This window comes from Streptococcus sp. 3167 (genome assembly GCF_013277175.1).
Taxonomy (GTDB): domain Bacteria; phylum Bacillota; class Bacilli; order Lactobacillales; family Streptococcaceae; genus Streptococcus; species Streptococcus pseudopneumoniae.
This window is the reverse complement of record NZ_VMML01000087.1, coordinates 1-583: the sequence shown is the minus strand read 5'-3', so window position 1 is coordinate 583 and position 583 is coordinate 1. Positions and strand designations below refer to the sequence as shown.

The window sequence follows — 583 nt, the reverse complement described above, 5'->3', positions numbered from 1 at the left end:
GTAACAACACCAGCTCGTAAGACACCAACAGTAGAGTTGTCACAAGATCCTACTACAGGTGACGTTACAGTAACACCTAAGAAACCAGATGGCTCAACTTATCCAGAAGGAACAATCGTAGAACTTCCAGGTAAGGATGGTCGTCCAATTAAAGTGACGATTGGAGCAGATGGTTCAGCTAAGGTTCCAAATGATCAATTACCAGATACTACGGTTGTAGGTAATGCTAAGATTACAGAACCAGGTAAAGCAGCTGTGGAAGTTCCTAATGTAACAACACCAGCTAAGGTAACACCAGCAACACCAGAAACTGAAAAACCAGGTAAGATTGAAATTACTCAACAACCAAATGGAAATGCGATTGTAACACCTAAGAAACCAGATGGCTCAACATACCCACGAGGAACTAAGGTAGAAATTCCAGGTGAAAATGGAACAACAATCACAGTCACAATTGGCGACAATGGTTCAGGTGAAGTGCCAAATGACAAGCTTCCGAAAGGTGCTGTGCCAGGAAAAGGAAGAGTCACAGAACCGAATAAGAAACCATCACAACCAGTGGATGTAACAACACCAGCTCGTA

The 583-nt window shown here is 42.9% G+C and carries 1 pseudogene; it reads left to right on the top strand.

The window, feature by feature from the left end:
* Positions 1-583: pseudogene (locus tag HT678_RS10390) on the top strand (hypothetical protein); the annotation flags it as partial.